Annotated in this window: 24 protein-coding genes, 4 pseudogenes and 2 CRISPR repeat arrays (1 of these 30 cut by a window edge); of the genes and pseudogenes, 23 read left to right on the plus strand and 5 right to left on the minus strand. The window is 47.4% G+C overall.

Annotation, left to right across the window (positions count from 1 at the left end; genetic code table 11):
- Window positions 1-67 precede the first annotated feature (67 nt).
- From malX to EHV15_RS10470, 6 genes are all read left to right on the plus strand, one after another.
- Window positions 68-1,666: a maltose/glucose-specific PTS transporter subunit IIBC gene (gene malX / locus EHV15_RS10450; protein ID WP_128631141.1), complete on the plus strand. Its 1,599-nt coding sequence runs from the start codon at window positions 68-70 to the stop codon at window positions 1,664-1,666.
- 15 nt (window positions 1,667-1,681) lie between these two features.
- Window positions 1,682-2,866 (plus strand): MalY/PatB family protein, encoded by a 1,185-nt coding sequence (locus EHV15_RS10455; RefSeq protein ID WP_128631142.1) that lies wholly within the window; start codon window positions 1,682-1,684, stop codon window positions 2,864-2,866.
- The gene (locus EHV15_RS10460; protein WP_128631143.1) at window positions 2,797-3,639 is read left to right on the plus strand and encodes a MurR/RpiR family transcriptional regulator; all 843 of its coding nucleotides are present in this window, start codon (window positions 2,797-2,799) and stop codon (window positions 3,637-3,639) included. Before EHV15_RS10455 ends, EHV15_RS10460 begins: the two co-directional genes overlap by 70 nt.
- A gap of 96 nt (window positions 3,640-3,735) precedes the next feature.
- Window positions 3,736-3,930: a hypothetical protein gene (locus EHV15_RS36985; protein ID WP_218571288.1), complete on the plus strand. Its 195-nt coding sequence runs from the start codon at window positions 3,736-3,738 to the stop codon at window positions 3,928-3,930.
- Window positions 3,875-4,123 carry a type II toxin-antitoxin system RelE/ParE family toxin gene (locus EHV15_RS38300; RefSeq protein ID WP_218571219.1) on the plus strand — a complete coding sequence of 83 codons (249 nt, stop codon included), beginning with the start codon at window positions 3,875-3,877 and terminating at the stop codon, window positions 4,121-4,123. Before EHV15_RS36985 ends, EHV15_RS38300 begins: the two co-directional genes overlap by 56 nt.
- Window positions 4,104-4,394 carry a helix-turn-helix transcriptional regulator gene (locus EHV15_RS10470; protein ID WP_128631144.1) on the plus strand — a complete coding sequence of 97 codons (291 nt, stop codon included), beginning with the start codon at window positions 4,104-4,106 and terminating at the stop codon, window positions 4,392-4,394. Before EHV15_RS38300 ends, EHV15_RS10470 begins: the two co-directional genes overlap by 20 nt.
- A gap of 44 nt (window positions 4,395-4,438) precedes the next feature.
- On the opposite strand, the pseudogene EHV15_RS10475 reads toward EHV15_RS10470, so the two are convergent.
- Window positions 4,439-4,843 (minus strand): annotated as a pseudogene (locus EHV15_RS10475) (type II toxin-antitoxin system death-on-curing family toxin).
- Window positions 4,844-5,420: 577 nt separating this feature from the next.
- Between EHV15_RS10475 and aepX the strand changes: the two are divergent.
- The 4 genes from aepX to EHV15_RS10495 are packed head-to-tail and all read left to right on the plus strand — an operon-like array spanning window position 5,421 to window position 9,344.
- Entirely contained in the window at window positions 5,421-6,320 is a 900-nt protein-coding gene (gene aepX / locus EHV15_RS10480) for a phosphoenolpyruvate mutase (RefSeq protein WP_128635275.1), read from the plus strand.
- Window positions 6,321-7,481 carry a phosphonopyruvate decarboxylase gene (gene aepY / locus EHV15_RS10485; RefSeq protein ID WP_128631145.1) on the plus strand — a complete coding sequence of 387 codons (1,161 nt, stop codon included), beginning with the start codon at window positions 6,321-6,323 and terminating at the stop codon, window positions 7,479-7,481.
- Complete coding sequence (locus EHV15_RS10490) at window positions 7,478-8,626, plus strand: 2-aminoethylphosphonate aminotransferase (RefSeq protein WP_128631146.1); 1,149 nt, start codon at window positions 7,478-7,480, stop codon at window positions 8,624-8,626. Before aepY ends, EHV15_RS10490 begins: the two co-directional genes overlap by 4 nt.
- Window positions 8,604-9,344: a YheC/YheD family protein gene (locus EHV15_RS10495; protein ID WP_128631147.1), complete on the plus strand. Its 741-nt coding sequence runs from the start codon at window positions 8,604-8,606 to the stop codon at window positions 9,342-9,344. Before EHV15_RS10490 ends, EHV15_RS10495 begins: the two co-directional genes overlap by 23 nt.
- A 110-nt stretch (window positions 9,345-9,454) precedes the next feature.
- Here EHV15_RS10495 and EHV15_RS10500 read toward each other — a convergent pair whose 3' ends face one another.
- Window positions 9,455-9,838 (minus strand): RidA family protein, encoded by a 384-nt coding sequence (locus tag EHV15_RS10500; protein WP_128631148.1) that lies wholly within the window; start codon window positions 9,836-9,838, stop codon window positions 9,455-9,457.
- A gap of 105 nt (window positions 9,839-9,943) precedes the next feature.
- Between EHV15_RS10500 and EHV15_RS10505 the strand changes: the two genes are divergently transcribed.
- Window positions 9,944-10,282: a winged helix-turn-helix transcriptional regulator gene (locus EHV15_RS10505; protein ID WP_128631149.1), complete on the plus strand. Its 339-nt coding sequence runs from the start codon at window positions 9,944-9,946 to the stop codon at window positions 10,280-10,282.
- A gap of 207 nt (window positions 10,283-10,489) precedes the next feature.
- The gene (locus EHV15_RS10510; RefSeq protein ID WP_128631150.1) at window positions 10,490-11,326 is read left to right on the plus strand and encodes a YitT family protein; all 837 of its coding nucleotides are present in this window, start codon (window positions 10,490-10,492) and stop codon (window positions 11,324-11,326) included.
- 165 nt (window positions 11,327-11,491) lie between these two features.
- Here the strand turns inward: EHV15_RS10510 and EHV15_RS10515 are convergent, their stop codons facing one another.
- Entirely contained in the window at window positions 11,492-11,956 is a 465-nt protein-coding gene (locus EHV15_RS10515) for a hypothetical protein (protein ID WP_128631151.1), read from the minus strand.
- 465 nt (window positions 11,957-12,421) lie between these two features.
- Here EHV15_RS10515 and EHV15_RS10520 point away from each other — a divergent pair.
- A pseudogene (locus EHV15_RS10520) lies at window positions 12,422-13,075 on the plus strand (carbohydrate ABC transporter permease).
- Between the two features lie 59 nt (window positions 13,076-13,134).
- Here EHV15_RS10520 and EHV15_RS10525 read toward each other — a convergent pair.
- Entirely contained in the window at window positions 13,135-13,362 is a 228-nt protein-coding gene (locus EHV15_RS10525; RefSeq protein ID WP_128631152.1) for a hypothetical protein, read from the minus strand.
- Between the two features lie 164 nt (window positions 13,363-13,526).
- Between EHV15_RS10525 and EHV15_RS38305 the strand changes: the two are divergent.
- Window positions 13,527-13,676 (plus strand): annotated as a pseudogene (locus EHV15_RS38305) (CRISPR-associated endonuclease Cas1); the annotation flags it as partial.
- Window positions 13,677-13,750: 74 nt separating this feature from the next.
- Entirely contained in the window at window positions 13,751-14,041 is a 291-nt protein-coding gene (cas2, locus tag EHV15_RS10535; protein ID WP_128631154.1) for a CRISPR-associated endonuclease Cas2, read from the plus strand.
- A 170-nt stretch (window positions 14,042-14,211) separates the two neighbouring features.
- Window positions 14,212-15,929: a CRISPR direct-repeat array (repeat unit 32 nt; unit sequence GTCGCACTCTACGTGAGTGCGTGGATTGAAAT).
- A gap of 164 nt (window positions 15,930-16,093) precedes the next feature.
- On the opposite strand, the gene EHV15_RS10540 is transcribed toward cas2 (EHV15_RS10535), so the two are convergent.
- Window positions 16,094-16,258, minus strand: coding sequence for an ArsB/NhaD family transporter (locus EHV15_RS10540; RefSeq protein ID WP_326044205.1), 165 nt, complete (start codon window positions 16,256-16,258; stop codon window positions 16,094-16,096).
- Window positions 16,259-16,480: 222 nt separating this feature from the next.
- Between EHV15_RS10540 and cas3 the strand changes: the two genes are divergently transcribed.
- The 8 genes and pseudogenes from cas3 to EHV15_RS10580 form a co-directional block, all read left to right on the plus strand.
- Window positions 16,481-18,898, plus strand: coding sequence for a CRISPR-associated helicase Cas3' (cas3, locus tag EHV15_RS10545; protein WP_128631156.1), 2,418 nt, complete (start codon window positions 16,481-16,483; stop codon window positions 18,896-18,898).
- Between the two features lie 416 nt (window positions 18,899-19,314).
- Complete coding sequence (gene cas5c / locus EHV15_RS10550) at window positions 19,315-20,028, plus strand: type I-C CRISPR-associated protein Cas5c (protein ID WP_128631157.1); 714 nt, start codon at window positions 19,315-19,317, stop codon at window positions 20,026-20,028.
- Between the two features lies 1 nt (window position 20,029).
- On the plus strand, window positions 20,030-21,913 hold the full coding sequence (gene cas8c, locus EHV15_RS10555; RefSeq protein WP_128631158.1) for a type I-C CRISPR-associated protein Cas8c/Csd1: 1,884 nt from the start codon (window positions 20,030-20,032) through the stop codon (window positions 21,911-21,913).
- The gene (gene cas7c / locus EHV15_RS10560; protein ID WP_128631159.1) at window positions 21,910-22,761 is read left to right on the plus strand and encodes a type I-C CRISPR-associated protein Cas7/Csd2; all 852 of its coding nucleotides are present in this window, start codon (window positions 21,910-21,912) and stop codon (window positions 22,759-22,761) included. The genes cas8c and cas7c overlap by 4 nt, the downstream gene beginning before the upstream one ends.
- Entirely contained in the window at window positions 22,751-23,410 is a 660-nt protein-coding gene (gene cas4 / locus EHV15_RS10565) for a CRISPR-associated protein Cas4 (protein ID WP_128635276.1), read from the plus strand. Before cas7c ends, cas4 begins: the two co-directional genes overlap by 11 nt.
- Window positions 23,407-24,438 (plus strand): type I-C CRISPR-associated endonuclease Cas1c, encoded by a 1,032-nt coding sequence (cas1c, locus tag EHV15_RS10570; protein WP_128631160.1) that lies wholly within the window; start codon window positions 23,407-23,409, stop codon window positions 24,436-24,438. The genes cas4 and cas1c overlap by 4 nt, the downstream gene beginning before the upstream one ends.
- Before the next feature lie 10 nt (window positions 24,439-24,448).
- The gene (cas2, locus tag EHV15_RS10575) at window positions 24,449-24,739 is read left to right on the plus strand and encodes a CRISPR-associated endonuclease Cas2 (RefSeq protein ID WP_128631161.1); all 291 of its coding nucleotides are present in this window, start codon (window positions 24,449-24,451) and stop codon (window positions 24,737-24,739) included.
- Window positions 24,740-24,832: 93 nt separating this feature from the next.
- Window positions 24,833-24,933: pseudogene (locus EHV15_RS10580) on the plus strand (CRISPR-associated endonuclease Cas2); the annotation flags it as partial.
- Window positions 24,934-25,103: 170 nt separating this feature from the next.
- A CRISPR array of direct repeats spans window positions 25,104-26,345; the repeat unit is 32 nt; unit sequence GTCGCACTCTACGTGAGTGCGTGGATTGAAAT (it continues 1,477 nt past the right edge of the window).

A 26,345-nucleotide genomic window follows, 5' to 3' on the forward strand; every position in this document is an offset into this window, starting at 1 on the left:
GCGATTGCTAATAGGGTAGTCGGGACGTAGAGTGTAGATAAGTTCATTTTTTTGTGGAGGTTTAGCGATGAAAACAAAGGTCCGATCAGCTTCTAAGGGATGGGAATTTTTTCAGGGGCTGGGGAAGACATTTATGCTGCCTGTTGCGCTTCTAGCCTTTATGGGGTTATTGCTTGGCATCGGCAGTTCGTTCACCAGTCCAACTACGATCGAAAATCTTCCTTTTTTGGATCATCAGCTCATACAAGTGATTCTACGGTTTATTTCTACCATCGGGGGATTTGCCTTTACATATTTACCCTTGCTTTTTGCGATGGCGATTCCGCTTGGTTTGGCCCGATATGAAAAAGGGGTAGCGGCATTTTCCGGTCTGATCGGCTATATTGTGATGCATTTATCGATTAATTTCTATTTGGTGGAAACGGATCAATTGGCGAATCCGGAGGTCCTGAGACAGGCAGGCCAGGGCATGGTTCTTGGGATTCAAAGTCTCGAGATGGGCGTGCTCGGAGGAATTGTTGCCGGACTTATCGTTTATTTTCTCCATCAACGCTTTCATAATATTAAACTCCCGCAGGCCTTCGCTTTTTTTGGAGGAGCGAGATTTGTCCCGATCATTACGGCGATAACTTTGTCGATTATTGGTTTGATCATTCCGCTGATTTGGCCTTTCTTTACCATGATTATCAACGGCATTGGCTCCATGATTCAAGGAGCGGGCGTTTTTGGCCCATTTTTATTCGGAGCAGGGGAAAGATTGCTGCTGCCGTTTGGACTCCATCATATTTTAGTGGCGATGATTCGGTTTACGGAAGCGGGCGGAACGGCGGTTGTAAACGGGGAAACCGTTTCGGGGGCGCTGAATATTTTCTATGCGGAGCTCAAAAGCGGCTCACCGATTACGGCTTCCGCGACCGCTTTTCTTTCGCAGGGCAAAATGCCGACCTTTATGTTTGGTCTGCCGGCTGTAGCCTTAGCCATTTATCATACGGCGAAACCGGAAAATCGCAAAAAAATCAAAGGCTTGCTCATTTCCGGGGTCATCGCCACCTTTGTAACCGGGATAACAGAACCTATTGAGTTCTTGTTCTTATTCCTTGCCCCTGTTCTTTACGGGATTCATGTCGTTCTTACCGGACTTGGATTTATGGTGATGGCCCTGCTCGGCGCGAAAATCGGCAACACCGATGGAGGCATCCTGGATTTTCTCGTATTCGGAGTCCTGCAAGGAACTTATACGAAATGGTATTTGGTACTGATCGTAGGGTTGATTTGGTTTGCGGTCTACTATTTTGTATTCCGCTTTGCAATTACCAAATTCAATTTGAAAACACCAGGTAGAGAAGATAACGATACGGAGCCGGAAATCGCTGGGGCCCATGAAGATAGCGGGAAAGCTGCTTCCAATAGTCAAGCGGTGCAATTATTAAGCGCCTTAGGCGGCCCGGAGAATATTCAATCCTTGGATAATTGCATTACCCGACTAAGATTAGTCGTTGATGACATGGAAAAAATAGATGAACCAGCGCTAAAAAAGCACGGAGCATTGGGTGTTATCAAATTGGATGCCCATAATCTTCAGGTGGTCATTGGAGCGCAAGTCAACCATGTGCGAGTAGAGATTGGCAAACTTATGGAATCGCAAGGCTATAAAATCAGCGGATGAGTAAAGAGGGATAACATGCGGAGTCATTTTGATCACAGGGTTAACCGGATGGGGACCTATTGTACTCAATGGGATTTTATTCAAGATCGGTTCGGGGTGAACGATTTATTGCCATTTTCCATTTCCGACATGGATTTTCAAAGCCCGCCTGAAATTCTGGAAACCCTTAAGGAACGGACGGATCATGGGGTATTTGGATATACGAGATGGAACCACACAGACTATAAATCCTCCATTACCTACTGGTACGAGACGCGTTTTGGCGCCAACATCGAAATGGATTGGATTGTATATAGTCCAAGCGTGATTTATTCGATCGCAAGGCTCATTGAAATTTTAACATCGGAAGCGGATCATATTGTCATGCAGACCCCGGCCTATGATGCGTTTTTTCCGTTAATTCGGGAAATGAAACGGAAGCTTGTGAGCAATCCGCTGCTTCTAAAAGAAGGAAGGTATGAAATCGATTTTTCCGACTTGGAGCAAAAGCTGTCCGACCCGAAGGCGAAAGTATTCTTGCTGTGCAATCCGCATAATCCTACGGGCAGGCTTTGGACCAAACCGGAGTTAACAAGAATCGTGGATTTATGCAATCGGTATGGGGTTAAACTGATTTCGGACGATATTCATATGGATATCACCTATAATCAGCGGACTTATCTTCCAATGACCAGTGTGACCAACGATGCGGAAAATATATTCATCTGCTCATCGGCAAGTAAAACTTTCAACACCCCTGGTTTGGGCGGCTCTTATGCGATTATTCCTAATGAAGGAATAAGGGAAAGATTTTTGCGGTTACTAAAGTATCGGGATGGGGTGTCCAGCGCAAATATTTTTGGCGAGATTGCCGTCATCGAGGGGTATCGGCGTTCCGGTTATTGGGTTGATGAGCTTTGTTCCTATCTGTATAATAATTTGAAAACAGTCCAGGAATATATCGATACGGAGCTGCCGACTCTACGGTTTACGGTGCCGGAATCTACTTATCTGGCATGGATCGATTGCACAGGGCTGCTTAAGACGCAAAAAGAGCTGCAACATGCCCTTGTGAATGAAGGTAAAGTAGGGATTATGCCTGGTGATGTTTACGGGGAGGATCGAGGTGTCTTTCTTCGGATGAATGTTGGATGTCCGCAATCCAAGCTCCTGGAAGGTTTGGAACGTCTGAAACGTTCTGTTCTTTTTATGAAAAGGTGATGAACATGCAGTCCCTTATGAAGAGGTTAGTCCAGCAACGAGAAAATTTAAGCCAGCTTGAAAAGCAGGTTTTAGACCACTTTATTCGTTACCCGGAACGGTTAGTGTCCTTGAAATTGGAAGAGGCGGCAAAGGAAATGTTTGTTTCCACCGCAACGATCAGCCGGACCTGTAAAAGGCTCGGCTTTCTGGGTTTTCAAGATTTTAAGCTTCAGCTTCACCTCTACCTGCGCGATGAGGATCCCGCGAAAAATGAAGGACTCTCAGCCTCTCTATCCGCTTATGTCAAACGATATGAAAAGGATATTCAAGAGGTTTTGCAACGTATCGATGAACATAAATTAAAGCAGGCCGCCTCCATGCTCGCGGAAGCAAGACAAGTCGAGTGGTTCGGAGTCGGCCATTCCTATTCCGTCTGCTGGGACGCCTCCAAAAAGCTGCTGATGTTAGGGAAAAGCAACATGGCCCGAATGGATTGGGACGATTTACGATGTGCCGCGCAGAACCTGAGCAAGGACGACCTGGCCATTTTTGTTTCCTATAGCGGAGAAACCCTTAACATTTTAGAATATGCGCATATCGTCAAACAGCAAGGCACGCCGATCCTTTCCCTGGTCGGAACCAAATCCAACCGCCTGACCGAACTATCCGACCTTGTCTTCTACACCCCCATCGAACACTGCTACTTTAACGGTGTCGACATGTGCTCGCGAGCGCCCTTTCAAATTTATTTGGATCTGTTGATGTTGGAGTATGGGGCCGGGCAGCTTTAACTGCCGCTTTTACCGTTACTTTACCGCCAAAAATTATGATTTATATGTTATAATAGTGATAATAATGGAAATAAACGTGTAATTTTGGAGGCAGCCTTGTACAATATTCTGTTTTATGAGGACGAAGAAGGTAATAAACCAGTTGAAAACTTCATTGACGAGCTTGATGCTGCCGCGCTCAATAATAAGAATGCAAGAGTTCAATTGGAGCAGATTATTTATTGCCTGAATCCGGTTGGAAGAGAAGGGAACTCGGGCAGGCGAGAGGTTTACAAAAAGGATTTTAGGTGATATATGGGAGATCCGCCCAGGTAATAATCGTATTCTTTTCTTTGGATGGAATGGGAATCACTTTGTTCTTTTGCATCACTTCGTCAAAACAACGAAAAAGACACCTCCGAGGGAAATTGCAATTGCTAAAAAACGAATGGATAGTTGGCTATTGAGAAAGGAAGGAGTGACTGATGATGAAAAGCTGGAGTGAAAAAAAGAAGGAACTAAAGTCCATAGATCCAATGCGGATGAATGAGCTTGAAGCAGTCGCACAACTAGTAAATGCCATTCATCAAAGAAGAATCGAGCTCGGCTGGACACAAAAGGAGCTGGCAGACAAAGTGGGGATTCATCAGGAGTCTATTGCTCGTATCGAAAATGGCGGAACAATTCCTCGTCTTGATACTGTATTTAAATTAGCACTTGCCTTGGGGATGAAGATAAGTCTGCATGGGATGGAAGAGGCTGCGAGTGTAGGATAAAGACGAGATCGATCATTTATAGCCCGCTCAATGAAGCGGGCTTCTCATCGTTGTGGGGTTTCTTTACAATGCTGTTTAATCACCTGCACAAGTTCCTGAAATTCATAATGAAGGTTCACCATGTCAACGGTAAAATCTTCAGCCGCTTTCTGGTCCATGACAAAGGCATAGCCGTTCAGCCGCAAAAAGATCATCAAAGCGGTAAAAGCGGTCCGTTTGTTTGCATTTTGAAAGGGATGATTTTGTCCCAGGGATTGAAACAGCGCTGCGGCTTTCTCAAATAAAGAAGGGGATGCCTCATCGCCAAAAGCAGAGGATTGCAGCTAGAATACCGCAGACTCCAACATGTCCCCATCCTTAACTCCGACATCTTCCCCGGAACTATATTTCTGTATCATGGCGATATTAATGGCAATAGCCTCTTGGACAGACAGGTATCGCACGGTCATATCAACGATCCTTCGGGCCTTTCAAGGTTTCATCGTATTCCTCCATCACACCCGAGAGCGTTTCAAGAAATTCGGCACTTTATGTTCCATTTCGATCCCCGTGTCCAGTTAGCTATTCTTACAACTGTTATAACAAAAAATATAAACTACAGAATATAAAGAGATGCACAATTACGCTGACTTGCCGAAAAACTGCTGGGAGGAGAAGAGGAAAGCTAAAGGACCTCAGAGACCTTATTTGCGGAAAAACGGAGGTTTGTAAAATGTAGCGGACACAGATGACGTTATTTACCTCAAATTGGCCCGGGTGAGCTCGTTTAGAGCGAAATAAGGTCATGTGGGTCCGTTAGGCTGGGAAATACCCGGGAAATGGGCGAATAACGTCGCTGGAGTCCGTTAGAGTTACCTTGTTAATATTTTCGCTTATTTGCGCTCACAATATACGCTCATTTCCGAATATTTCCTCAATTCGGGCAAATAGCCTAAACAGTAGGAGAGCCTGATACATATGCTTTTTATAGCTGAGACACAGGAGATGAGGATGGCCATGGCCAACGAAGGAAAAAAGGAAGCACAAATGAGCAAAACGAAGCAGCTTAGACAATTGATCAACTCCAGAAAACTGGAATTTATCATGGAGGCCCATAACGGCCTGTCCGCCAAAATTGTCGAGGAGGAAGGCTTTAAAGGGATTTGGGCCAGCGGGTTGTCGATCTCCGCGGCATTGGGCGTTAGAGACAATAATGAAGCTTCATGGACCCAGGTTGTGGATGTGCTTGAATTCATGAGCGACGCGACGTCCATCCCGATTTTGCTGGATGGGGATACGGGGTACGGCAACTTCAACAATGCCAGACGCTTGGTCAAAAAGCTGGAGCAGCGCGGGATCGCGGGGGTTTGTATTGAAGACAAGCAATTTCCCAAAATGAATTCCTTCATCAACGGCCAATTCCAGCCGCTGGCGGAGATCGAAGAATTTTGCGGCAAAATCAAGGCGATGAAGGATGCGCAAACCGACGAAGATTTTTTGGTTGTGGCCAGAGTCGAAGCTTTTATTACGGGGAGAGGGCTTGACGAGGCGCTGCGGCGGGCGGAGGCATACCGGAAGGCGGGGGCCGATGCGGTGCTCATCCACAGCAAAAGGCCGGATATAACGGAGATTGAAGCGTTCATGAAGGAATGGGCGGGAAGATTGCCCGTAGTTATCGTGCCCACGAAATACTATTTAACCCCAACCGACAAGTTCCGGGAGCTGGGGATTAGCCTGGCGATCTGGGCGAACCACAACTTGCGTTCCTCCATTGCGGCCATGAAACAAGTATCCCGCAGCATTTATCGGGACGAGAGTCTTGCCCAAATCGAAAATAAGGTTGCCCCGCTGGAAGAAGTTTTTCGGCTTCAAGGCGCGGAAGAGCTGGAAGCCGCGGAACGGCAATATCTCCCGGCGCCGCAGTTCAGCCTGAATGAGGGGATGTAATTGGACACAAAGATATTTGGAGAAGAGCTCCGAAAATTAGGCTTCACCTTTTTCAGTGGGGTTCCATGCTCCTATCTGAAAAATCTAATCAATTATGCCATCAACGAATGCGATTATGTTGCGGCAGCCAACGAGGGAGACGCGATTGCCATCGCCTCGGGCGCTTATCTAGGAGGGAAAAAATCGGTGGTCCTGATGCAAAACTCAGGGCTAACCAACGCGGTTTCGCCGTTAACCTCTCTTGTTTACCCCTTCCGCATTCCGCTGCTCGGGTTTGTCAGCCTTCGCGGGGAGCCGGGGATTCCCGACGAACCTCAGCATGAACTGATGGGCAGGATCACGGCGCAGCTGCTGGAATTGATGGACGTGGAGTGGCAATATCTTTCCAAAGATTTGGAGGAGGCCAGGAAGCAATTGGTTCAGGCCCATGAGCAAATCGCCCGGAATCGGCCGTTCTTCTTTATCGTCAAGAAAGGGACCTTTGACGCGGAGCCTTTGCAGAAGCAGCAAATCTCCCTACATTCCAACCAGTTTATACAGCATGCCCATAAAGAAGATCAGATGCCGGCGCGGTATGAGGCATTGGCCGTGATCAATGCGGTGAAAGACGGGGACACGGTACAACTGGCCACGACGGGCAAAACGGGGCGGGAATTGTATGAAATTGAAGATGCAAGCAGCAATCTGTACATGGTGGGATCGATGGGGTGCGTCGGTTCTTTTGGACTGGGGCTTGCTCTAAGCCAGCCCAACAAGAACATCGTCGTGATTGATGGGGACGGATCGCTGTTGATGCGCATGGGAAGCCTCTCGACTAACGGGTGCTATAACCCCGGCAATATGGTGCATATTTTGCTCGATAATAACGCCTATGAATCAACAGGGGGGCAAAGCACGGTATCCCATAATGTTGATTTCGTAAGCATTGCCGCTGCCTGCGGGTATACGAAGTCGATCCACGTTCACAACCTCGAAGAACTGAAAGCTTGCTTGCTAGCTTGGAAAGAGACTAGGGCGCTTACTTTTCTGTATATGAAAATCTCCAAGCAGTCCAAAGCGCAGCTGGCCCGTCCGGGCATAAAGCCTTGCGAAGTAAAGATGCGCCTACAGCGGTTTCTGCAAAACGATCCGATTAAGTTCAAGGAAGTGGATGGCCCGTGAACTCTGACGTAAAAAGAAATATTTTGCTTACCCCCGGACCGGCAACAACTACGGATAGTGTAAAACGGTCACAGGTGGTTCCGGATATATGCCCCCGTGAAGCCGAGTTTGGTGTTGTTATGGAGCACATTTCCAGCGAACTCACGCGTTTGGTTGCGGATCCGGACCACTATCGGGCCGTCTTGTTTGGCGGCTCGGGCACCGCGGCCGTTGAATCCATGATCAGCTCCGTTCCTGGCGGCGAAGCCATGGTTATTGTTAATAACGGCGCATATGGCAGACGGATGTGCGAGATCGCCGCGGTCTACGGAATCGACTTCTTGGAATTCAGGAGTCCTTTTGATGAGGCCATTGATCTCGATGAATTAGAGCGGTGTATCCGCTCCTCCGGCCGCAGGATTTCCCATCTCGCGGTGGTGCATCATGAGACGACAACCGGCCTGCTGAACAGGGTGAAGGAGATCGGGGAATTGTGCCGCAGGTATCACATCGACTTGATGGTGGACGCCATAAGCTCTTTTGCCGCGGTTCCGATGGACATGAAGGAAATGAACATTTCTTTTCTGGCGTCCAGTTCCAACAAGAACCTGCAGGGAATGCCCGGGGTTTCGTTCGTGATCGCGGAGAAGAGCAAATTGGAGAATTTAAAGGATCGGAAGCCAAGAAGTTATTATTTGAATTTGTACGCGCAATATCGTTATTTTGCTGAACATGCGCAGATGCGGTTTACACCGCCGGTACAGACCTTGTACGCGCTTAAGCAGGCTATCCGGGAATTAAAGCAGGAAGGTACAGCCAAGCGTTACGAAAGATACACCGCATCCTGGAAAACTTTAATCAGCGGTCTAAACAGGCTCGGTTTGACCTACATCGTCCCCGAAGAGCATCACGCGAAGCTCATTACTTCCATTCGTGAACCTGATGCGGATTTTGATTTTCAGTCCATGCATGATTTCTTCTACAGCAAAGGCATAATGATTTACCCCGGCAAGCTGGAGGGGCTAAAGACGTTCCGGGTCGCCAATATCGGGGACATTACGGCTAAGGACATCGAGGTTTTTCTGGAATGGCTGGAAGAGTATCTGCACGGCGTTCAAGCGAATAGAAGAAAGGTGGAGTCCCGTGGGAACCGTAGCGAAGAATAAATGGATAAAATACGAGTTTATGAAAAGGGATGCCTCGTTGGCGCCCTACCTGCCGGAAACAAAGAGGATGAACCGGCCATCCTTCTGGAGTCTTTTGAAAAAACACCGGCATGTCATGGTTAAACCGGTTTGGGGAAGCCGCGGCCGCGGGGTGATTCAAGTTTCGGATCTGGGGAATGGCAGGTACGCCGTACATTACGAGAATCGGGCACAGGTGATACAGGGAAGGGAGAACACCTACCGCTATATCCAAAAAATAATGGGGTCCGCGAGTTACATGGTTCAACGGCGGATTACCCGCCCCACCATCAACAATCGCCCCTTTGATATGAGAGTCATCGTGCAGCGGAAAAAAAGTTCATCCCAGTGGGTAGTTACGGGCAAGCTGATCAAGGTGGCCGGCAAAGGCTACATTGTTTCCAACAATACGCGGAGCAAAGGAACGCTGCTCAAGTTCAGACCGGGGCTTCAGCGCTCATCCATTAGACATCTGCCCGCCTCCGCACTGGAATCCAAAATCAACAAAGTTTCGCTTCTTTCCGTAAGAAGACTAAAAGCCTTGTTCCCCGAACACCGTATTTACGGCCTGGACGTCGCCACCGATCCAGGGGGGCGTGTGTCCATTATTGAAGCCAACCTTTATCCGGCCATGTCCCATTTCCGCAAGCTGAAGGATGCAGCGTTGTACCGCCGAATCCTCGCTTATAAAAGAGGTTGATGGACGCCTAAAGCCCGCTAAATGAAGCGGGCTTTTTATATGCGCCAATAGCGGCCCGCCCCTTTTCGAAGCCCGGCCGCCCGGCGTTGCGCCGGGTTGCGGCGGCCGAGTTAGTCCGTGTGTGCGACGGCGCGGATTTCGACCAGTTGCTCAGGGGATGCCAGGTAGGTTACGCCGATAAGACTGCCGGCCGGCCGGTGTTGTCCCATGTATTCCTTGAACAGCCGGATGACGGGCTCGAAATGCTCTTCCGCCTTTGTCAGATAGAGCTCTACATAAGCGAGGTTCGACTTCGTGACCCCAAATCCCGCCAGCACGCGATCGAGATTCTCCAGCGTCTGCCGGGTCTGCGCCTCAATATCGCCCGCGCCAACGAACGCGCCCTCCGTATCGTGGGAAAATTGCCCCGAAATGTAGATGGTGCCGTTGACACTGTAACCCTGGGAGATGCCGTGATCCCAAAGATCGTGATTGTAGGTTTTGACATTAGCCATTTTTTTCTCTCCTTTACTTCAAAGTAAGGCCAGTATAAAATGAACGCAAACAAAAAAATAGTACGCACTTTATTGATAGGTACTACCAGAAAGGATAGTGCAAATATGAGCGTGGCCGACTATAAAGGGAAAGGTAATATTCAAGAGACCCCTTTTGGCTATACCTTATCAGTGATCGGCGGCAAATGGAAAATGCTGATTATTTACCTCCTCGCAGAAAACCAAACGGTTCGCTTTAATGATATGAAAAGACGGATAGGAGCCATTACCTATAAAACATTGAGTGCCCAACTAAAAGAACTGGAAGCCGACGGTATGGTGAACCGCAAAGAGTATCCCCAAGTTCCCCCTAAAGTCGAGTACAGTCTCACAGCGAAAGCGGAAACCCTGTTGCCCGTTTTGGAACAGTTATGCGAGTGGGGGGTAAAGAACCAAAATAATTGAACGGAATAAGAAAAGAACGGGCGGCTTGCAGGGATTCTCCTCTGGCACCTCCCGTTCTTTATTTTGGTATGAATTTTGTCGAAATTCCTTTTTCAAGTGAATTGGATAGCGAATTAAAGTGTAAAAGTCATATTGACTTTATAGTTGTAAGTGGAATACGATGATCTGGTTGTAAGGCTAGAACTGCTAGAGAGGATCAGAGTAGTTATGAAAAAGAGAATTGCGGATATCGTTACTATAATCGTGGGTGCCTTTTTATTTGCATTGGCCGTCAATCTGTTTGTCATCCCAAATGAGTTTGGTGAGGGGGGCGTTACAGGGGTCACTATTATTTTGTACTACTTGTTTCAGTGGTCGCCCTCCATCGTCAATATCGTGATCAATGGCTTGCTGCTGATAGTCGGCTACAAATTTCTCGATCGGCAAACAACGGTGTATACGGTGATTGCGGTCGCTTTTAACTCGCTGTTTCTGCATTTAACGGAAAACTGGAGGATCAATTCGCATGAACCGACCATTAATGCGGTTTTCGCCGGTGTGCTTGTGGGGGTCGGAATCGGCCTGACCGTGCGGGTCGGAGGAACGACGGCGGGAACCGTGATTTTAGCCCGGATCGCCAATAAATATCTCGACTGGAATATCAGCTATGCGCTGTTGTTTTTCGATTTGATCGTGGCTTTTTCCTCCTATTTTATTATCGGGGCGGAGAAGCTGATGCTGACCATCGTCATTTTGTATGTCGGTACGAAAGTGATGGACTTCATGATCGAGGGGCTGAATCCCAAAAAGGCCGTTACGATCATCTCGGAGAAACAAAACGACATCGCTGAGATGGTCATTACCCAAATGGACCGTGGCGTTACGGTACTGTCGGGCCATGGCTACTATACGAAAAATCCGAAGGAAGTCCTGTACATCGTCATCAGCAAACAAGAGGTATCCACGCTTAAAAAGATTGTCAAATCCATCGACAAAGCCGCGTTTCTCACTATTCACGACGTGCGGGATGTGTTTGGGGAGGGGTTTTTGGATATTTCGAAGTGAGCCAATTTAGCATCCTGGGCTAATGCGCGGCTTGTAAAAGCTCCAGGCTCTCTGGACATATGATGATGTACACCGCGAGCTGATCGTGAAAGCCGCATAGATAGCAAGAGGCATCCCCCAAGCCATTCGGTCGTTATATTCCATGGGTGATTCAAGCCTTTATCGTTATGTGAGGACACTTTCCATTACTTTTATATCGCCTTGTGGCGAATATAACTTAGGCTCGGACATAACGGCTTTAGCAGTACCTGCATGCTGAGCGCCACTTTCATTAAAAAGTTTCGTGCAGAATTTGCGGCCTTCCGCACCAATTTCTATAGTGTCTGCTGGTGGTGAGGCGGCCGGTGCTCTATTTTCCTCCTTCGCCTCCGCGGCCTTTTGACGGCGCACTTTCTCCAGAGATGCTTCCTGTTCCGCTTTGGCTTGCTTTTTGGCCTCTGCTTGTGCTTGCTTTAAAGCTTCACCCACCTCTGGGCTGGATTCGGCAGCTCTATTCATGGAATCCATAGCATAGCCTAAAGCCCCGTCATTATGATTCGTTTTATAAACACCCATAGCAACGTCAGCCATTTTCATATGCCCTGACGCCCCAATCAACCCTTGCATGACACCTTTCGTCAATATGTTCATCCGATTCCCCCCAAATAATATACTATGTACTGGAAGTCAACAAAAATATATCGGCATTTTGCTCAGGAAATTTTAGTAAATCCCAAGCGGGTAGAGATTTATGGCTGGTGACGCAGACAAGGATGATATGGATCGGTGCTGCCTATGAATATTTTTATACGCGTATCTGAGTAAATTTATATATAATCTTAGTTGTAAGCGCTTTTGGGCGATGGACGATGCGGTTGATTTTATCGTGCAGGGGGAGGACCCGAAGTCCGTGCTGGATGAAACGGCGGAGCAGATTGCCGCCCAGATCAAGGCTTCCGGCCGGTAAGCGGCGCCAGCCGTCGGCCGTTTGAGCTTGTTATTTCGTACCGGGAGGAATTCATCATGGAGGAACGCAATGCTGGCGAGCTGCGCCATCCGGCGCACAAAGAGGGTTATGCAGCCCGGGAGAAGCCGGCGCATCGCCCCTGGCTGGCGATGGGGCTGTCCATTCTGTTCGCCGGATTAGGGCAGTTGTACAACCGCAGTTATATCAAAGGGGTCATTCTGTTATTTTAGAGCTTGCGTTTATCATCACCTTCGCGGATTTTATCGGACTAGGTCTGTGGGGGATGGTCACGCTGGGGACGATTCCCAAAGTGGATCATTCGATTTTTTTACTGGTGTACGGGCTTTTGTCGCTTATTTTGCTGGCGATAGCCGCCATGATCTACATTGTCAACATCAGGGATGCCAAAAAAGAGGCCGAGCTCATCGCCGGCGGCTGGCAGCGGCCGAAGCGGCATCTCCCATGATGCCTATGAAGCGGCCGATGTGGACGGTGGGACGCGCTGGCAGAAATTCCGCTATATTACGCTGCCGCATGTGCTGTTTGCCACCGCGCCGTTGCTCATAATTCAATATACGGCCAACTTTAACAATTTTAATATCATTTATTTGTTCAATGGCGGCGGCCCCGCGGTTCGCGGGCAGACGGCCGGCGGGACGGATATTTTGATTTCCTGGGTGTATCAGCTAAACAACTACAATATGGCGGCGACCATTTCCTTGATAATCGGAGTCATTGTGATCGCTTTCGCCTTTTTTCAATTCAGACGGACCAAATCGTTCAAAGAGGAGCGTGATCATTAAATGGTCCTTGCCGTAAACCAGCTTATCATTAATAACGCTTATATAATATGCCCCTAATTTCACCCCCGCTTGTAATAAACATAGGAAAAGGGCTTGTTCAGGTCGGTTTTTATTGCGACATCGAGGATTTCAATGTGTTCTTTTTCACTTAGCTGTTTAATATGAAGATCGGAAATTTTACTATAAGAGTCTTTTTGAGAGAGGTGAATCAGGGCAGAAAGCGAGAAAAGCAGAAGGAGGGCCAATCCTTGAAGGAACCATTTATTTTCAGCACCGGCGTTAAACAAATCCTCCCTATTCATTACAGTTCTAAGTACGGTTAAATTATACTATTACAACTGGAGAAGTGTATAGCTAAGCGACTGACTTGTTGGGATTGCTTTTTATTATAATGAAGCCGTATATTGGTGAATTATGACAAATCTTGCGGTAAAATAGAACTAGGTTGTATGCTGATCGTAATATTTCCATCCCCTTCTTGACACAAAGCGGGAGATTCTTGGCAAGAGTGATCGGTGAAAGCCGGGAAATGTCGTTTTGCGAAAGATGCAGCCGAATTTCTGATAATGAAGAGGAAGCAACGAAGATCTATAACCACAAATCTTATTACTGGCCCGTTTCTTGCGCGGCGATTTAGATGAGTACCGCCATTTTTATGGCAGTAGGTGAGTCGGGATGCTTGTACTCATTACTTATGATGTTCAAACAACAGGCGTAGGAGGTGCCGCGCGGCTGCGTAAAGTGTCCAAGGCGTGTCAGAATTACGGGCAGCGGGTGCAGAATTCCGTGTTTGAGTGCATTGTGGATGCAGCCCAGTTCACTGCTCTGAAATTGGAGTTAACCCAGTTAATTGATGAAGAAAAAGATAGCTTGCGATTTTATCGGTTGGGCAATAACTACAAAACCAAAGTAGAGCATATTGGGGCCAAGCCATCGATAGATTTAGAGGAGCCGCTTATCTTCTAGCGGTGCGAACCCCAAGCGCACATGAAATCCCTGGGAGGTTCGCACCCCGCGTCATTAAAGGGTTTGTAGAGATTTTGGTTAAAATTAATGGAGAAATTTCGTGCTCGCAAAATGGGTTCGCACTTTTGGGCTTACGAGGCCTTGTGCCACAAGGATTCGCATGGCCCGCTGTCGCACTCTACGTGAGTGCGTGGATTGAAATGTTGCTATTTAAAGGTGTAACAATCACGAATGATGGTCGCACTCTACGTGAGTGCGTGGATTGAAATCCGGATGGCAGCCACGTCTATTACGACACCTCCGGTCGCACTCTACGTGAGTGCGTGGATTGAAATTGCGTATTGCAACCGAGTATGACGCTGTAAATTCCGTCGCACTCTACGTGAGTGCGTGGATTGAAATACCTTATGGCGATCGCAAATAAGAGTGGTTGTCCGTCGCACTCTACGTGAGTGCGTGGATTGAAATTATAACGACACCACAGACAAAGATATTGGCATGCTGAGTCGCACTCTACGTGAGTGCGTGGATTGAAATATTCAAAAGATTACTCATTTTTGCACCTCTCCCGATGTCGCACTCTACGTGAGTGCGTGGATTGAAATCCATCACTGACATTTGTAAAAAGCTCGTTTATCGCGTCGCACTCTACGTGAGTGCGTGGATTGAAATTTGTGGTGTACCATATCAGCAAATGTTATTCTACTGTCGCACTCTACGTGAGTGCGTGGATTGAAATTAAGTTTGTTTTCAGCCAGCTACCAAACGGTTTCAGTCGCACTCTACGTGAGTGCGTGGATTGAAATTACGCCATGGACTTCTCCTATCAAGGTTGGGCTAACTGTCGCACTCTACGTGAGTGCGTGGATTGAAATGCTCATTGCCAGACTGAAAAGCCTGGTCTGCCTTGGAGTCGCACTCTACGTGAGTGCGTGGATTGAAATACGAATTATTCCAGCGTTGAGGATTATGTACGTGGAGTCGCACTCTACGTGAGTGCGTGGATTGAAATTTGAAGGTGATTGGGATACATTCGCAGGGCAATATTGTCGCACTCTACGTGAGTGCGTGGATTGAAATCGGCTATGAGCAGAAATTGGAGAACGTGGCGCATGCGTCGCACTCTACGTGAGTGCGTGTATTGAAATAAATCTTTCAGGATTTGGTATCCAGATGTGCGGAACCGTCGCACTCTACGTGAGTGCGTGGATTGAAATGGCTGGGTGCATCGAGAAACCGGTAAGCGCCGGTTTGTCGCACTCTACGTGAGTGCGTGGATTGAAATGGGGAACGTTCAACGACTATCGGTGAGAAACCGAGTCGCACTCTACGTGAGTGCGTGGATTGAAATTAGCGCTAAATTTACGAGTCTGACCCCAAGGGTGCGCGTCGCACTCTACGTGAGTGCGTGGATTGAAATGTTTAAAATTTCCTCGATTACTTCGCTTTTGTCATGTCGCACTCTACGTGAGTACGTGGATTGAAATATTGCTGCCTGTGTTCAGATCAAAGAAATCGCCGTCGCACTCTATGTGAGTGCGTGGATTGAAATCGGAAAGAGGAAGCACCGGCTGCGCCGCCGGATGGTCGCGCTCTATGTGAGTGCGTGGATTGAAATATCACGCCCAATGTCCGGGGCAAGCGGCAAATACCGTCGCACTCTATGTGAGTGCGTGGATTGAAATAAGAAGTTTCTCGGGGAATACGGGCTCGAAGTTAGACAATCGCACTCTATGTGGGTGCGTGGATTGAAATATTGGAAAGGTCAACAATGATGCGGATGGTCGGGTCGCACTCCATGTGAGTGCGTGGATTGAAATGCTCACCAGCTCTTGGCCGCGCTAATGGCGCTCCTGGTCGCACTCCATGTGAGTACGTGGATTGAAATCCCAATTTTCGATGCGATTAACGCCATGCCCGGTCACACTCTTTGTAAGTGCGTAGATTGCAGGGAAATATTGGACTACACTTTCATACTATTGACTAACCGTTCATAATAAATGCTCTGATTCTGAAAGTCTCGCAACTTTTTGGGGTTCATAGCAAAGCGCTTTAGGTAGAGATGATAATCATGGCGTTAAACGTCAAGATGGCTTTCCACGTAATTTGTACGACTTCCCACACGTCGCCGAAGACGACGACCCCGGTCAGCAGAGCCAGCACCGCGCCGCTGTAGGCAGACCGGCCGATGTTCAGCCCTTTGGGCTGCCAAATCACGAAGTCAACGTCATGATAAAAATAACCTATGTCGCAACGATGTCAAAACTCATAGTTCCCCTCCATTATTACAACCGGAGAAGTGTATAGCTAAGCGAGTTGCTTGTTGGGATTGCTACTTAATTGTAATAAGGCTTTTTACCCGTATATTGGTGAATTATGACAAATCTTGCGGTAAAATAGAACTAGGTTGTATATGATCATACGCGAGGAGATGTGCTTGTGTATATTGCCCATGTACGACAACTCGATAAAGAAATTCAAACGATAAAAACGCACTTGCTTGGAGTACAACGGCTGGCGGAACAGTTCGGAGAAAAGCTGGGCCTGAAACATGTCGCTGGGTTAGCCGGGCTGCTTCACGATCTGGGGAAGTATAGCGATAAGTTCCAACAATATATAGACATCGTTGCCTTCCACCCTGAGTTGCCACAGCCGAAGCGCGGTGAGGTTGATCATTCTACAGCTGGAGGCAGGCTGCTATTTTCATTACTTCACCATAAAGAAAGTACCTTCTGCGAAAAGCTTCTGGCTGAAATCGTCGGTAACGCCATCATCTCTCATCACTCCAACCTCCAAGACTATCTCTCACCTGAGATCAAATCCGATTACTTAAGACGAGTACAAGATACGAATCTTCCTGAATACGAATTGGCTGTTGAACGTTTTTTTCAGGACATGATGTCCAAGGAAGAGCTTATCAATTATATTCATGTTGCCGTGGATGAATTGGAACAATTTATTAATCGCACGCCTACACAAAGTTTTTTTGTTACAAAATATATTTTCAGCTGTTTAATTGATGCGGATCGGACCGACACGCGTAGTTTTGAAGAACAGGTTGAGGCTGGAGAGCCCACACAGCATCTTCTTTTGTTTGACGGCTACTATCGTCGTTTAATGGATCATCTGGCCGCTTTAAAGGAAAGAAGTGATGCAAGCGAACCGATCAACGTGCTGAGAGCCCGAATGTCGGAACAGTGCGATGTGTTCGCTGCCGAGCGCCCGTCCGGCATTTATACGTTATCCATCCCCACAGGTGGAGGCAAGACACTTGCCAGTCTTCGCTATGCGCTCAGGCATGCCGGCAAGTACAATAAACAGCGGATCATTTATGTCGTTCCGTATACAACAATCATCGAGCAAAATGCGGATGAGGTCAGGAAGATATTGAAGGATAGCGAACATATTTTGGAACATCACTCCAATATTATTGAGGACGATCCGAATGGCAGGGGAGATGATGACGAAGCAGATGACGGGATTATTACGGACAAAGAGAAGCTTAAGCTCGCTCGCGACAATTGGGATAGCCCGATCATTTTTACTACCCTTGTCCAATTCCTCAATGTTTTTTATGCCAAAGGCAACCGCAATACCCGTCGTATGCATAATTTGAGTCATTCAGTGATCGTTTTTGATGAAGTACAGAAGGTTCCCATTCATTGTATTGCCCTGTTTAACGAGGCGTTGAATTTCTTGAAACAAGATGCTCATTGCAGCATTCTTCTCTGCACGGCCACCCAACCTACACTGGAGGAGGTGAAGCATAGTCTTTGGAAGGACCGGGATGGGGAGATTGTGCCGAATCTTTCTGAAGTTGCGAAGGCTTTTAAACGGGTCGAGCTTATTGACCAAACGGAAGATCCTATGACGAATGAGACGTTGGCCGATTGGGTGAAGTCGGAAATCAACGAATGGGGCAGCACACTTATCATTCTCAATACAAAAAGGGTGGTTAAGGATTTATATGAAAAGCTGAAGGATTTCCCTGTGCCTGTCTACCATCTAAGTACATCCATGTGTGCGGCACACCGAAAAGAGCAGCTTGAGGAAATCCGAGGTATGCTGGATCAGCAAGACCCCTTTATCTGCGTAACCACACAATTAATAGAAGCTGGGGTCGATGTCAGCTTTAAATGTGTCATTCGCTCTCTCGCTGGATTGGACTCGATTGCCCAGGCCGCCGGACGATGCAACCGGCATGGAGAAGATAAACAGCGGAATGTGTATATTATCGATCATGCGGAGGAAGCCGTTTCGAAGCTGAAGGAGATTAAAGTCGGGAAGGAGATGTCCAGCTACATACTAGCCAGGTTTAAGAAGAAAGCTGATCAATATGAAAGAAACCTGCTTTTACCAAAGGCGATGAGTGAATATTTCCGCTATTACTACAATAGAATGGAGGTCAATTTAAACTATTACGTTAAGAAATTAGACAAAGAGATGACCAAGCTTCTGATGTCTCTCTCACAGGAGAATGATTATGTGACTCACTATCAAAAGAAACATGGGGCAAGCTTTCCTTTGTTGTTAAATGGGAGCTACAAAACGGCAGCGGAGCATTTTCAGGTCATTGATCAAAAAACGACTTCCGTCCTCGTGCCTTATGGAAGAGGTAAAGAACTCATTGCTCAATTGAATAGTGGAGCATGGCTTGAAGATATAAGCAAGTTTTTGAAACAAGCCCAGCAATATACGGTGAACCTGTATTCGCAAGAGCTGGAGCATTTAAGACGGGATAACGCCATTGTAGTGCACTTGGACGGCATGATTTATGAGTTGAAAGAGAATTGGTACAGCGATGAATATGGGGTGGATTTGAAGGGGGAGGGCGGAATGGACTTTATTGGTTTTTAGTCCATCCCTAGACAGGCTTCTGACATACTTGTTATTTTTTCAATCCGCGCAATATGCGAAAGACACTACCCTACAATATGCTTATATGAATCATCATTAGAACTAAAAAAACAAAAAGACAAGCACATCATCAATGCTGCTGAATATATAAAAACAAGGGGGGCAAAAAACGAGCGTTCAATAATAAGTATATCAGAGAGCCTTCTCTAGAGAACGGAATTACGGAGGTGAGAACTGTGCTTCACAACAAGCCAAAGTCCATGGTGAACGAGAAGGTTGAATTAATCTATGCAGAGATTTTGAAGCAAATTGTTGAAGTAATTAAAAAAAGAACCAGCTAGATGATGAGTGTTGCAGCCTGAGAGGAATAAAATCTTTTTCGGGCTGCTTTCACTGTAAAGGAGGTGATCCAAACCATGAGAAACGAAGTCCAGTTCGAAGTTTTCGGCGATTACGCTTTATTCACCGACCCTTTAACCAAAATAGGCGGTGAGAAGCTGTCCTACAGTGTTCCAACCTACCAAGCGATCAAGGGAATCCTGGAATCCATCTACTGGAAGCCGACCATCATGTATATCATCGACGAGTTGCGTGTAATGAAGCCGATCCAGATGGAATCGAAAGGTGTGCGCCCGATCGAATATGGGGGCGGGAACACGCTGGCAAATTATACGTATCTGAAGGATGTCCATTACCAAGTGAGAGCCCATTTTGTCTTTAACGAACACCGGCCTGACCTCGCCTTTGACCGCAATGAAGGGAAGCATTACAGCATCCTTCAACGTTCGTTGAAAGCGGGAGGACGCAGAGATATTTTCCTCGGTACTAGAGAGTGTCAGGGGTATGTCCAGCCTTGTGAATTTGGCACTGGACCGGGTTTTTACGATACAGAAGAAAGAACGCAGTATTTAGGAACGATGGTTCACGGGTTCAACTATCCGGATGAAACCGGAAAGAATGAGCTTTCTATAAGGCTGTGGCCCGTAGAGATGAATAAAGGGTATATCCAGTTTCCGAAGCCGGAAGAGTGCACGATTGTTCGTTCGGTTAGAGAGATGGAGCCCAAATCGTTCAATTCGGATAACATCGAGTCTGCGGAACAACTGCTCCGTAATTTAGGAGGTGAATGAGATGAGTTGGCTGCTCCACCTATATGAAACGTATGAGGCTAATCTGGATCAAGTCGGGAAAATGGTAAAAAAACGTAGTGACCGGGAATACACGCTGCTGCCGGTTTCTCACACAACCCAGAATGCACATATTGAGGTTTCGATCGATGAAGACGGTGATTTTCTTGAGGCCAGAGTGTTGGAGAAGGAAAGCACCTTAATCCCCTGCACAGAAGAATCAGCGAGTCGGTCAGGCTCCAAGGTTGCTCCATATCCGTTACACGACAAGCTTAGTTATGTCGCTGGCGACTTCGTCAAGTATGGCGGTCAGATCAAAAATCCGGATGAGGTTCCTTTTGATAAGTACATCCGCAATTTGGAGGAATGGGCCAATTCGCCATATGCCACAGAGAAATTGAAATGTATTTATACGTATTTGCGCAAGGGGCGGTTAATAGAGGACTTGGTTGCCGCAAAAATAATCAAGCTTGACGAGAATGGTCGGTTGATAGAGAAATGGGATGATAAATACAAGGCAAAGCTCGGGGAAAAGCCGCCTATTTTCTCAAGCGGGGCTGCGGAGACATCCAGCGCTTTTGTCCGTTTTAATGTGTTCACCCCTGATTCACCGGAGGATGTTTGGAAAGACAAAGCGATGTTTGATTCGTTTATTGCCTTTTACAATCAAAAGCTGGGAGAACAGGACGTTTGTTTTGTTACAGGAGAAACACTTCCGAGTACGGAGCGGCATGCGAACAAAATTCGTCATGCGGCGGACAAAGCAAAGTTAATTTCTGCGAATGACAATTCTGGCTTCACCTTTCGCGGACGCTTTAAAACGAGCAGGGAAGCGGTATCGATCAGTTATGAGGTGTCGCAGAAAGCGCACAATGCCTTGAAATGGCTGATTCACCGTCAGGGGAAAACGATTGATGAACGGGTCTTTCTGGTGTGGGGCAACGATAATGATCCTGTTCCGAATACCGACGAAGACATCGTTGATATGGAGCGACATTTAGGCCGGGAGATTGAAAGGGAACCGGATACGGACAAGCCTTATGCCGACCAGGTAAAACGAGCGATTGACGGGTTCCGGAATGATCTTACATATCAAGCAGAGGTGAATATTCTCGTTCTGGACTCGGCAACGACGGGCCGGATGGCGGTGCTTTACTATCGGCATCTGAATAAAGAGCTGTATTTGAACCGTCTGGAAGAGTGGCATAAGTCTTGTGCCTGGGAGCATCGGTACCGCAGGGACGAAGAGAAGTTTGTTTCATTTTATGGGGCGCCGGCGACCAAAGATATTGCTTTTGCTGCTTACGGCCCAAGAGCGAGCGAAAAGATCGTCAAAGGTTTAATGGAGCGGATTATCCCTTGCATTGTCGATAAACGTACAGTTCCCCGAGACATTGTTAGGAGTGCCTTCCACCGGGCTTCGAATCCGGTTTCGATGGAACGGTGGGAATGGGAGAAGACGCTAAGCATTGCATGCGCATTGATCCGAAAAATGCTGCTGGAACAAAAGGAGGAATGGAATGTGCCGCTAAACACCGAATCCAGGGATCGGAGTTATCTGTTTGGCCGCTTGCTGGCTGTGGCGGATGTGCTGGAACGAGGAGCGCTTGGCAAAGACGAGACGAGGTCTACCAACGCGATTCGTTATATGAACTCTTTTGCCCAGAATCCTAGCCGAACTTGGAAAACAATTCAAGCCAGCCTGCAGCCTTATCAGGCCAAGCTGGGAACGAAAGCTACCTATTTATCCAAGATGATTGATGAAATCGCCGATCAATTTAAGGATGGCGAGTTTAATAATACTCCTTTAACAGAGCAATATCTGCTGGGATTCTACAGTCAACGCCGTGAACTTTATAAGAAAAAAGAGGAGGATACAAACGAATGAGCACGCTTGGTCATAAAATCGATTTTGCTGTTATTTTATCTGTAACAAAAGCCAATCCGAACGGGGACCCATTAAACGGCAATCGCCCTCGTCAAAATTATGACGGACACGGAGAAATCTCCGATGTCGCCATCAAACGCAAAATTCGCAACCGCTTGCTGGATATGGGAGAAAAGGTTTTTGTCCAGTCGGATGACAGAAAAGCGGATGAATTCAAAAGTTTGCGTGAACGTGCGGATGCCCATCCGGAGCTCGCGAAGATGCTGAAAGCAAAAAATGCATCGGCTGATGAATTTGCCAAACTTGCTTGTCAGGAATGGATTGATGTGCGCAGCATTGGGCAAGTATTTGCTTTTAAAGGTTCCGAGCTGTCTGTGGGCGTCCGTGGTCCTGTGTCTATTCATACCGCAACAAGCATTGATCCGATCGATATTGTCAGCACGCAGATTACCAAAAGTGTAAACTCCGTAACGGGAGACAAGCGCAGCTCCGATACGATGGGCATGAAGCATCGTGTGGATTTCGGCGTGTATGTGTTTAAGGGCAGCATTAATACACAACTTGCGGAGAAGACAGGCTTCACGGAAGAAGATGCGGAGAAAATTAAGCAGGCGTTGATCACGCTGTTTGAAAATGATAGTTCCTCTGCTCGTCCCGACGGCAGTATGGAAGTCCACAAAGTGTACTGGTGGAATCATTCTTCCAAGCTGGGGCAATATTCTTCGGCCAAAGTGCATCGGTCTTTAAAAGTATACTCTACAACTCCCGAACCAAAAAGATTTGAAGATTATACGATTGAACTAGAGGAACTCGATGGCTTGAATGTCGAGGTTATTGATGGCCGTTAATGACGAGGACCGCTATTTGATGCTGTCAGGGCTCCAGCATTTCCAATTTTGCAAACGTCAGTGGGCCCTGATTCATATCGAACAGCAGTGGGAAGAAAATGTCAGAACCATCGAAGGCCAGCATTTGCACCAAAAAGCGGATCAACCGTTTATCAAGGAGAAGCGCAGAGACAAGTTGATTGTTCGTGCGATGCCGATTCAGTCCAAGGAACTGCAGCTAAGCGGAATCTGTGATGTGGTTGAATTTATCCAGGACCCGGATGGAGTAGAATTGGCGGGAGTAGAAGGTACCTATAAGGTTTACCCGGTTGAGTATAAGCGGGGGAAGCCGAAAAAAGGCGATGAAGACGTCATTCAGCTAGCAGCCCAAGCGATGTGCCTGGAAGAGATGATGCTGTGCCGCGTCGACACAGGGTACATATTCTACAACGAAATCAAGCATCGCATCGAAGTTCCGATTAGTGACATGCTGCGAGATCAAGTGAGACAAATGGCAGCTGAGATGCATCATTATTACGATAAACGTCATACGCCCAAGGTAAAGACGGGGCCGTTTTGCAAAAACTGCTCCTTGCAGCACATCTGTGTGCCCAATCTGCTGCACAAACGCTCTGTCCAAAGCTACATCGAGGGGAGGCTGAGTGAATGAGGAAGCTGTTAAATACGTTATATGTTACTCAGCCTGATACTTACTTGGCGCTTGATGGCGACAATGTGTTACTGCTCAAAGATGATGAGAAGCTTGGTCGCTTGCCGCTTCATAATCTGGAGTCGATCGTGAGCTTTGGATATACGGGGGCTAGTCCAGCGTTAATGGGTTATTGTGCTGATCGTAATATTTCCATCACCTTCTTGACACAAAGCGGGAGATTTTTGGCAAGAGTAATCGGTGAGAGCCGGGGAAATGTCATTTTGCGAAAGACGCAGTACCGGATTTCTGATAATGAAGAGGAAGCAACGAAGATCGCACGAAACTTCATTACAGGCAAAGTCTATAACCATAAGTGGATCCTGGAGCGTATGACGCGAGACTATCCGCTGCGAGTTGATGTTGAACAATTTAAATCCGTCTCGAGCCAACTGTCGGATATTTTGCGCGAAGTCCGCAACAGCAACAACCTGGAAAGTTTAAGGGGCTGGGAAGGCCAAGCGGCGGTTCACTATAACCGTGTGTTTGATCAAATGATACTTCAGCAGAAGGAAAACTTCTCTTTCCAAGGAAGATCCAGGAGACCCCCTAAGGACAACGTGAATGCCATGCTGTCGTTTGCTTACACTCTCTTGGCTAATGATACGGCTGCGGCTCTGGAGACCGTGGGCCTCGATGCTTACGTCGGCTTTATGCACCAAGACCGTCCTGGTCGTGCGTCCCTGGCTTTGGATCTAATGGAAGAGCTGCGAGGAATTTATGCAGACCGATTTGTGCTTTCGCTGATCAATCGAAAAGAAGTGACATCGAGCGATTTTGTTACCAAAGAAAACGGGGCTGTGCTAATGACGGACGAGGCCCGCAAAATGTTTCTGAAGGCATGGCAAACCAAAAAGCAGGAAAGCATCACACACCCGTATCTCGGTGAGAAAATCCCTTGGGGGCTGGTTCCGTATGTTCAATCGCTATTATTGGCCCGTTTCTTGCGCGGTGATCTAGATGAGTATCCGCCATTTTTATGGAAGTAGGTGAGTTCGGATGCTTGTGCTCATTACATATGATGTTCAAACGTCAGGGGCGGGGGGTGCTGCAAGGCTGCGTAAAGTGTCCAAGGCGTGTCAGAATTACGGGCAGCGGGTGCAGAATTCCGTGTTTGAGTGCATTGTGGATGCAGCCCAGTTCACTGCTCTGAAATTGGAGTTAACCCAGTTAATTGATGAAGAAAAAGATAGCTTGCGATTTTATCGGTTGGGCAATAACTACAAAACCAAAGTAGAGCATATTGGGGCCAAGCCATCGATAGATTTAGAGGAGCCGCTTATTTTCTAGCGGTGCGAACCCCAAGCGCACATAAAATCCCTGGGAGGTTCGCACCCCGCGTCATTAAAGGGTTTGTTAGGATTTGGGTTGAAATAAACGGTNATAGCTTGCGATTTTATCGGTTGGGCAATAACTACAAAACCAAAGTAGAGCATATTGGGGCCAAGCCATCGATAGATTTAGAGGAGCCGCTTATTTTCTAGCGGTGCGAACCCCAAGCGCACATAAAATCCCTGGGAGGTTCGCACCCCGCGTCATTAAAGGGTTTGTTAGGATTTGGGTTGAAATAAACGGTAAAATTTCGCACTCACAAAGTAGGTTCGCACTTCTGGGTATGTGAGGCCTTGTGGCTCAAGGCTTCACAAGGCCCGCTGTCGCACTCTACGTGAGTGCGTGGATTGAAATCGGATTATTACGATCCAGGCGAAGCAACTCCCTATTGTCGCACTCTACGTGAGTGCGTGGATTGAAATATTCTGTTTTTCATCATGGCGAATGCCGGGCTGTTGTCGCACTCTACGTGAGTGCGTGGATTGAAATTTCCTCTGCCGCAAAAGCCAAAACGGGAAATAAAGTCGCACTCTACGTGAGTGCGTGGATTGAAATGAATCCAAGGGTTATGAGATCGAACAGCCCGAGGTCGCACTCTACGTGAGTGCGTGGATTGAAATTTATGCAAAGGAGGGATTAGCATGGTGTCGATTCGGTCGCACTCTACGTGAGTGCGTGGATTGAAATTTATGCAAAGGAGGGATTAGCATGGTGTCGATTCGTCGCACTCTACGTGAGTGCGTGGATTGAAATGGTAACAAGCGCAGCAAAACGCATTGGCTCGTTTTTGTCGCACTCTACGTGAGTGCGTGGATTGAAATCAAATCTTATCAACTCAGCGATGCAGCGAGGGCAGCAGGTCGCACTCTACGTGAGTGCGTGGATTGAAATTGCATCTGTAATTTGGATCGCATGTGTGAGTGCTTGTCGCACTCTACGTGAGTGCGTGGATTGAAATGACAAGGCGAAGGAATATGTAGGCGGCTGGCGACCACGTCGCACTCTACGTGAGTGCGTGGATTGAAATCAGAAAACAACTATGATAAAGAAAAAAAGAAGCTGTCGCACTCTACGTGAGTGCGTGGATTGAAATCGGAAGGTACGATCGTAAAAATTAAGGAAGACGAGTCGCACTCTACGTGAGTGCGTGGATTGAAATGTCAAAGGTCACCACTTTGGCCGGAAACCCTACATGTCGCACTCTACGTGAGTACGTGGATTGAAATCTCCTTAGAGGGGCCGAAGCCCCCGCGTTAAATGTCGCACTCTACGTGAGTGCGTGGATTGAAATTCTTTGTATGATGTACTGAGCGCTGAACCAGTTGGTCGCACTCTACGTGAGTGCGTGGATTGAAATTGGTATCTAAAGTGACGGTTGGCGAGGCTCTGATTGTCGCACTCTACGTGAGTGCGTGGATTGAAATTTTAGGAGGTACGCACTCATATGGCAAGTAATCAGGTCGCACTCTACGTGAGTGCGTGGATTGAAATGCTTAGCTACGATGCCCTCCATGCCGCGCTCTACGAGTCGCACTCTACGTGAGTGCGTGGATTGAAATAATTT

Source organism: Paenibacillus oralis (genome assembly GCF_003863965.1).
GTDB classification, from domain to species: Bacteria; Bacillota; Bacilli; order Paenibacillales; family Paenibacillaceae; genus Fontibacillus; species Fontibacillus oralis.

Coding starts and splice junctions, on each gene's coding strand:
- malX (WP_128631141.1), top strand. CDS start 68: ATGAAAACAAAGGTCCGATCAGCTTCTAAGGGATGGGAATTTTTTCAG.
- EHV15_RS10455 (WP_128631142.1), top strand. CDS start 1,682: ATGCGGAGTCATTTTGATCACAGGGTTAACCGGATGGGGACCTATTGT.
- EHV15_RS10460 (WP_128631143.1), top strand. CDS start 2,797: ATGTCCGCAATCCAAGCTCCTGGAAGGTTTGGAACGTCTGAAACGTTC.
- EHV15_RS10470 (WP_128631144.1), top strand. CDS start 4,104: ATGATGAAAAGCTGGAGTGAAAAAAAGAAGGAACTAAAGTCCATAGAT.
- aepX (WP_128635275.1), top strand. CDS start 5,421: ATGAGCAAAACGAAGCAGCTTAGACAATTGATCAACTCCAGAAAACTG.
- EHV15_RS10500 (WP_128631148.1), bottom strand. CDS start 9,838: ATGGCTAATGTCAAAACCTACAATCACGATCTTTGGGATCACGGCATC.
- EHV15_RS10505 (WP_128631149.1), top strand. CDS start 9,944: ATGAGCGTGGCCGACTATAAAGGGAAAGGTAATATTCAAGAGACCCCT.
- EHV15_RS10510 (WP_128631150.1), top strand. CDS start 10,490: ATGAAAAAGAGAATTGCGGATATCGTTACTATAATCGTGGGTGCCTTT.
- EHV15_RS10515 (WP_128631151.1), bottom strand. CDS start 11,956: ATGAACATATTGACGAAAGGTGTCATGCAAGGGTTGATTGGGGCGTCA.
- cas2 (WP_128631154.1), top strand. CDS start 13,751: ATGCTTGTACTCATTACTTATGATGTTCAAACAACAGGCGTAGGAGGT.
- cas5c (WP_128631157.1), top strand. CDS start 19,315: ATGAGAAACGAAGTCCAGTTCGAAGTTTTCGGCGATTACGCTTTATTC.
- cas8c (WP_128631158.1), top strand. CDS start 20,030: ATGAGTTGGCTGCTCCACCTATATGAAACGTATGAGGCTAATCTGGAT.
- cas7c (WP_128631159.1), top strand. CDS start 21,910: ATGAGCACGCTTGGTCATAAAATCGATTTTGCTGTTATTTTATCTGTA.
- cas4 (WP_128635276.1), top strand. CDS start 22,751: ATGGCCGTTAATGACGAGGACCGCTATTTGATGCTGTCAGGGCTCCAG.
- cas1c (WP_128631160.1), top strand. CDS start 23,407: ATGAGGAAGCTGTTAAATACGTTATATGTTACTCAGCCTGATACTTAC.
- cas2 (WP_128631161.1), top strand. CDS start 24,449: ATGCTTGTGCTCATTACATATGATGTTCAAACGTCAGGGGCGGGGGGT.